This window comes from Aquiflexum sp. (genome assembly GCF_977115555.1).
On record NZ_CDSBKL010000272.1, the window covers coordinates 1 to 5,765 of the forward strand.

5 protein-coding genes are annotated in these 5,765 nt (G+C 41.2%); 2 read left to right on the forward strand and 3 right to left on the reverse strand.

The genetic code is table 11. The features are described from left to right. On the forward strand, positions 1-1,276 hold a 1,276-nt coding region (locus tag ACZFYI_RS14585), incomplete at its 5' end, for an efflux RND transporter periplasmic adaptor subunit (protein WP_462524860.1). Positions 1,277-1,333: 57 nt separating this feature from the next. On the opposite strand, the gene ACZFYI_RS14590 is transcribed toward ACZFYI_RS14585, so the two are convergent. The 3 genes from ACZFYI_RS14590 to accC are packed head-to-tail and all read right to left on the reverse strand — an operon-like array spanning position 1,334 to position 4,706. Continuing rightward, positions 1,334-1,909 (reverse strand): Maf family nucleotide pyrophosphatase, encoded by a 576-nt coding sequence (locus ACZFYI_RS14590; RefSeq protein ID WP_462524861.1) that lies wholly within the window; start codon positions 1,907-1,909, stop codon positions 1,334-1,336. Continuing rightward, the gene (locus ACZFYI_RS14595; RefSeq protein ID WP_462524862.1) at positions 1,906-3,207 is read right to left on the reverse strand and encodes a DUF1015 domain-containing protein; all 1,302 of its coding nucleotides are present in this window, start codon (positions 3,205-3,207) and stop codon (positions 1,906-1,908) included. Before ACZFYI_RS14595 ends, ACZFYI_RS14590 begins: the two co-directional genes overlap by 4 nt. Next, positions 3,207-4,706, reverse strand: a complete 1,500-nt coding sequence (gene accC / locus ACZFYI_RS14600; protein ID WP_462524863.1) for an acetyl-CoA carboxylase biotin carboxylase subunit — start codon at positions 4,704-4,706, stop codon at positions 3,207-3,209. Before accC ends, ACZFYI_RS14595 begins: the two co-directional genes overlap by 1 nt. Before the next feature lie 181 nt (positions 4,707-4,887). Between accC and ACZFYI_RS14605 the strand changes: the two genes are divergently transcribed. Continuing rightward, on the forward strand, positions 4,888-5,765 hold an 878-nt coding region (locus tag ACZFYI_RS14605), incomplete at its 3' end, for an aminotransferase class I/II-fold pyridoxal phosphate-dependent enzyme (protein ID WP_462524864.1).

Here is a 5,765-nt window from a genome sequence, read left to right on the forward strand (position 1 = left end):
CCTTTTAGGAGTTCTAGCTGTAGTCATCGTATTCGCTATCATAGGAAGATCTGCAGGTTGGATAGGTGGCGAAAAAGTAACTAATGTCGAAACATCAATCGCATCTAAAGTTTCCATCATTGAAAAAGTAAGTGCCTCAGGGGTAATTGAACCTGAAACGGAGGTGAAACTAAGCCCAGATGTGGCAGGTGAAATCATTGAACTCAATGTATTGGAAGGGGACTCAGTTAAAATCGGAGACCTTTTGGTTAAAATCCGACCTGATAATTTCATATCAGCCCTTGATAGGGCAAAGGCAAACCTCAACCAGAATATGGCAAACCTTGCCCAATCCAGAGCAAACCTCAAAAGATCTGAAGCCCAATATGTAAGAGCAGATTTGGAATTCAAAAGAAATGAAAAACTCCATCAAGACAAGGTGATTTCAGATTCAGATTGGGAGCAAATCCAATCTACGTTCCTGACTGCTCAAAACGACCTTGATGCTGCCAAGCAATCCGTAATTGCTGCAGAATTCATTGTGAAGAGTTCACAGGCAACAGTCAGTGAAGCCTCCGAAAATCTCAGATTGACCAATGTTTATTCTCCATTTAGTGGCGTTGTTTCTCAACTTTTGGTAGAAAAGGGTGAAAGGGTTGTCGGAACACAACAAATGGCCGGTACAGAAATGTTGAGAATAGCTGACTTGAATAAAATGGAGGTCCGGGTTAATGTAAATGAAAATGACATTGTCAGGATTAGCAAAGGAGACACCACCATCATAGATGTGGATTCATATTCTTTTTTAGGGAAAAAATTCAAAGGGGTTGTAACTTCTATCGCCAATTCTGCTAATGTAAAAGCTAGTGTAGATGCAGTGACGGAGTTTGAAGTCAAAATCAGAATCCTCAATGAATCCTACGAAGATTTGATTACTGAGAAAATGAAATATCCTTTCCGTCCGGGAATGACAGCCAGTGTGGATATCATTACCCAAAAGAAGGACAATGTACTCGCTGTTCCTTTAGCCGCTGTGACTACAAGGGAAGATTCGACAGCAAATAATCCTGAAGGGACCAAAGCAAAAGAACTGGTATTCATCATCGAAAATGACAGGGCTAAACAAACGGAAATCAAAACCGGAATTTCGGATTTTGACAATATTGAAGTTTTGGAAGGACTGAAAGAAGGTCAGGAAATCATTTCAGGCCCTTATTTCGTTGTTTCGAAGCAACTCAAGGACAATGATGCTGTGAAGAAAGTGGATAAAGCCGACTTGAATCCTGTAAAAAAATAAATACTTTAATTTCTTATAAAATCAAACTCCCGCAGATTTCATTTCCGGGAGTTTTTTTTACCAGTTTTTCAGGACATCATATACAAGGTGAATGGGTAATCCCATAACAGTAAAATAGGAGCCTTCTATTTTCTCAACACCGACAAAACCTATCCACTCCTGAATGCCATACCCTCCGGCTTTATCATAAGGCTTGAATTTGGATATGTAGTATTCGATTTCCAGGTTTGACAATTCTTTGAAAAATACTTTTGCAGTATCAGAAAGCGTCAATTTCTTTTCCTTTGACAAAAAAGTAATACCGGTAGTAACCAGATGGGTCTTTCCTGAAAGTCCAGAAAGCATGTCAAAGGCTTCCTCTTTATCCATAGGTTTGCCCAAAATCTTTCCATCAAGAATCACGACGGTGTCTGAGGTGAGAACGATTTCTTCAGGGGCAAGTTCCTCTTCAAAAGCCGCTGCTTTCTTTGCCGAAAGGTATCCTGCCACTTCAGATGGGGTAAGATCCTGTGGAAAATCCTCATTGGTATCTTTTGTCCTAACTTCAAAATCAAAGCCCAAACCCATCAGCAACTCTTTCCTCCTAGGAGATTTGGAAGCGAGGATAAGTTTTTTCGTACCTAAGTCGATCATGGCAAAAATGCTTGGTATGGAAACTTAAACTCTTGTTCATTTACTGTGGCAAACAATAAACCAGAAATAGTCTTGGGATAGAAATAGGTGGATTTTTGCGGCATCATAAAACCGCTTTTACAAACTTCCAACACTTGTGACATGGAAACTTCCTTGGTAATGACAGCAAAATCAGCAGTGCCCTCCCTCACTTTTCCAACACACCTCCTCAAATTTCTTTCATATTCAAGATTATCTGAAAATCTTTGCTCTTCCATCTTTATCCCCAAAACTTTTTCAATGAAAAAATAATGTAGCACCATCAGGTCTACCGACTTGACAACATCGGGAATCGCCAAATCAAATTCCTTGAATTTTTCAGTCCTTAGCCTGATTTTGTAAGCGCTGTCTCTTAATACCAATCCGAAAGCCCATTGATTATGCAAAATCAATTCCGAAATCTCATCTGAATCATAAACCTTCTTTACTGTAAACCATTCCTCCGCTTTATTAAGTATCTCATTTTCTGATATTGAAATCTCCTTAAATAGCCGGTGAGTAGGTAAAATTCTCAAATCCTTGGAATGGGCGTTGGTAAAATACATCAAATGGTAATTGTAAGCTTCTTTTCCTGTATGAGTGGAGTTGGAGGAAGTCATTTCTTTCCTGTATTTTATTGCCGCTTCGTACCTGTGATGCCCGTCCGCGAGGATAATGGATTTGGAAGATAACAGTTCTATAAAAATCCTGATGGTCGGCAGGTCATGGATCACTGATAGCACCTCCCGCACACCTTGGTAATCTTCCACATCGTAGATCGGATCCTGAATTGCTTCATCCATGAAGGGTTCCAAACTATGCATGATATCCTCATAAAGACCGTGTGTTGGACTGGGTTGAAATTGCGTGGATTTTAACATTTCCACCCGGTCATTGACGGATTTTGGAATGGTATTCTCATGGCGAAGGACCATCTTCTCCTGCCAATCATAGGCCTTTATCTGTGCGATAAAACCCTTCCTGCAGGATTCCTTCTCTTCTCCAGGTAATTTAAAATATTGGTAATAAACATAAATCCCTGGGATCTTATCTTGGGAAATTACAGCTTCTTGTTTCCAGTTTTCAAGGATAGCTTTGGCTGAAATGGCTGGATGATCCCCCAAAGGGACAGAAAGGTGAATGCTGTTGTTAGGATTTTCATAAAGAACTAGCCGTTGCTTTTGGGACACCACGTCAAACAGCGGAGAGATCAAATCTTCCATCCTGTCTTTGAAACTTTCATGGTAACGCCAGGCTTTAATCGGTAGAATTTCAGCCATCAGATCAACCTGTTTTTCCAATTGGTTTTATTTTCAGTCAATTGGCTGCTTTTAGAATCCTTTAAACTTGATTTGGACTTTTCAAAAACATTTACTGCCAAACCTGCCAATAGAATAAGTTCCTCCTCATTCCATTGGATGTCCAATTTGTCAGGAGTAAAATATTTTTCTACAAACTTGGTATCAAAAGCGCCCGTCCTGAAGGCCTCATGCGCCAATACAAAACGGCAGAATCCCAAGGTCGTCTCAATGCCGGTAATCTGATAATCATCAATCGCCCGGACCATTCTCTGTATGGCTTTTTCCCTATTTTCATCATGGACAATAAGCTTGGCGATCATGGGATCATAATAAATAGGAATATCCATTCCCTGTTCAAATCCATCGTCTACCCTTATCCCAGGGCCCTGTGGCCTGATATAGGTCTGAAGTTTTCCGATATCCGGGAGGAAATTATTTCTCGGATCTTCAGCATAAACCCTGATTTCGAGAGAGTGGCCATTGATTGTCAATTCTTCTTGCTTGAAAGAAAGAGGCTTTCCTTCTGCCACCCATATCTGTTCTTTCACCAGGTCTTTTCCGGTAATCATTTCTGTAACAGGATGCTCTACCTGTAGCCTAGTGTTCATTTCTAGGAAATAAAAATCAAGGTTTTCATCTACTATAAATTCCACTGTCCCTGCTCCAAAATAATTGCATGCTTTTGCCACCATTACTGCTGCCTCACCCATGGCTTTTCTCATCTCTGAAGAAACAACCGCTGACGGCGCTTCTTCAATCACCTTCTGATGTCTCCTTTGGACAGAGCATTCCCGCTCAAATAAATAGACTACATCACCATATTGGTCTCCCAAAACCTGGATTTCTATGTGTCTTGGAGAGGTTATGTATTTTTCGATGAAAACCGATCCATCCCCAAAAGCAGATTGTGCCTCTGAGATGGCGCGGAGCATTTGTTCCTCAAATTCCGATTCCTCCTCCACAATCCGCATACCCTTTCCTCCTCCCCCTGCACTGGCCTTGATCAAAATAGGATATCCCACTTCCTTGGCTTTTTGTTTAGCAGAAGGAATGTCGCTGATTGCATGGTCAGTTCCGGGAACCATCGGTATTCCATACTTTAAGACTGCGTTTTTAGCGGCAAGTTTACTACCCATTATCTCTATAGCCTCTGGAGAAGGGCCTACAAAAATGATTCCTGCATCTGTTACTTTTTTGGCAAAAGCAGCATTTTCAGATAAAAATCCATAGCCTGGATGTATTGCATCGACACCCATAGCTTTGCTCACTTCTATAATTTTATCCCCAAGAAGGTAAGATTGATTGGAGGGCGGAGGACCGAGACACACCGCTTCGTCAGCAAATTTTACATGAGGGGAATTGCGGTCGGCTTCGCTGTAAACTGCGACGGTTTTGATACCCATTTCCTTGGCAGTCCTCATGATCCGAAGGCTTATCTCTCCTCGGTTGGCTACCAAAAGCTTTTTGATTTTATGCATAATTGGGTTTATTTCTTATAAAAAACGTGACCTGCGAAGTAAGTAAATTAATATGAGTTAGTAAAAGAATATTTGATTTGGAATTGGATTTTTGCAAGGCTGGACTATTTGTGTTAGTTTTGACGGATTTATTGGATGACAAGTCCACTTACAAATTTGTAAAACCTAAAAGAATTTAGCCTTGGATTTATTCGCAAAATTACAAACTAACCTTGGCCCATTGGGCAAGCATTCTGAGCTTGCAGAAGGCTATTTCGCATTTCCAAAATTAGAAGGAGAAATCGCCCCTAGGATGAAATTTAAGGGCAAGGAAGTCTTGACCTGGAGTCTCAACAATTACCTAGGGCTCGCAAACCATCCCGAAGTGAGAAAAGCTGATGCTGATGCAGCAGCGAAGTGGGGAGCTGCTTATCCCATGGGCGCAAGGATGATGTCAGGTCAAACCGACCTTCACGAGCAGTTGGAAAGAGAGCTTGCGGAGTTTGTTGGCAAAGAGAGTGCATACCTGCTCAATTACGGATATCAGGGCATCATGTCTGTCATTGATTCCATTTTGGATAGAAAAGATGTGGTCGTATATGATAGCGAATGCCATGCCTGCATTATTGATGCCTTGAGGATGCATTTGGGAAAGAGATATGTATTTCCACACAATGATATAGAAAGCTGTGAGAAGCAATTGCAGAGGGCTACAAAGCTTGCCGAAGAAACAGGAGGAGGCGTTTTGGTTATTACTGAAGGTGTATTTGGTATGACAGGTGATCAGGGCAGACTTGCTGATATTGTAGCTCTTAAGAAAAAATTTGAATTCAGACTATTGGTTGACGATGCGCATGGATTTGGAACCTTGGGAAAAACCGGAGCAGGCGCCGGCGAAGAGCAGGGCGTACAGGATCAGATAGACCTGTATTTTTCTACTTTCGCAAAATCAATGGCTTCCATTGGAGCATTTATCGCAGGTGAAAAACATGTTATCAGGTTCCTCAAATACAACATGAGGTCTCAGATATTTGCCAAATCACTTCCGATGCTTTTGGTAGAAGGTGCTTTGAAGAGGTT

Excerpts from the sequence above, each read along its gene's own strand:
- ACZFYI_RS14590 (WP_462524861.1), bottom strand. The coding sequence starts at position 1,909 with ATGATCGACTTAGGTACGAAAAAACTTATCCTCGCTTCCAAATCTCCT.
- accC (WP_462524863.1), bottom strand. The coding sequence starts at position 4,706 with ATGCATAAAATCAAAAAGCTTTTGGTAGCCAACCGAGGAGAGATAAGC.
- ACZFYI_RS14595 (WP_462524862.1), bottom strand. The coding sequence starts at position 3,207 with ATGGCTGAAATTCTACCGATTAAAGCCTGGCGTTACCATGAAAGTTTC.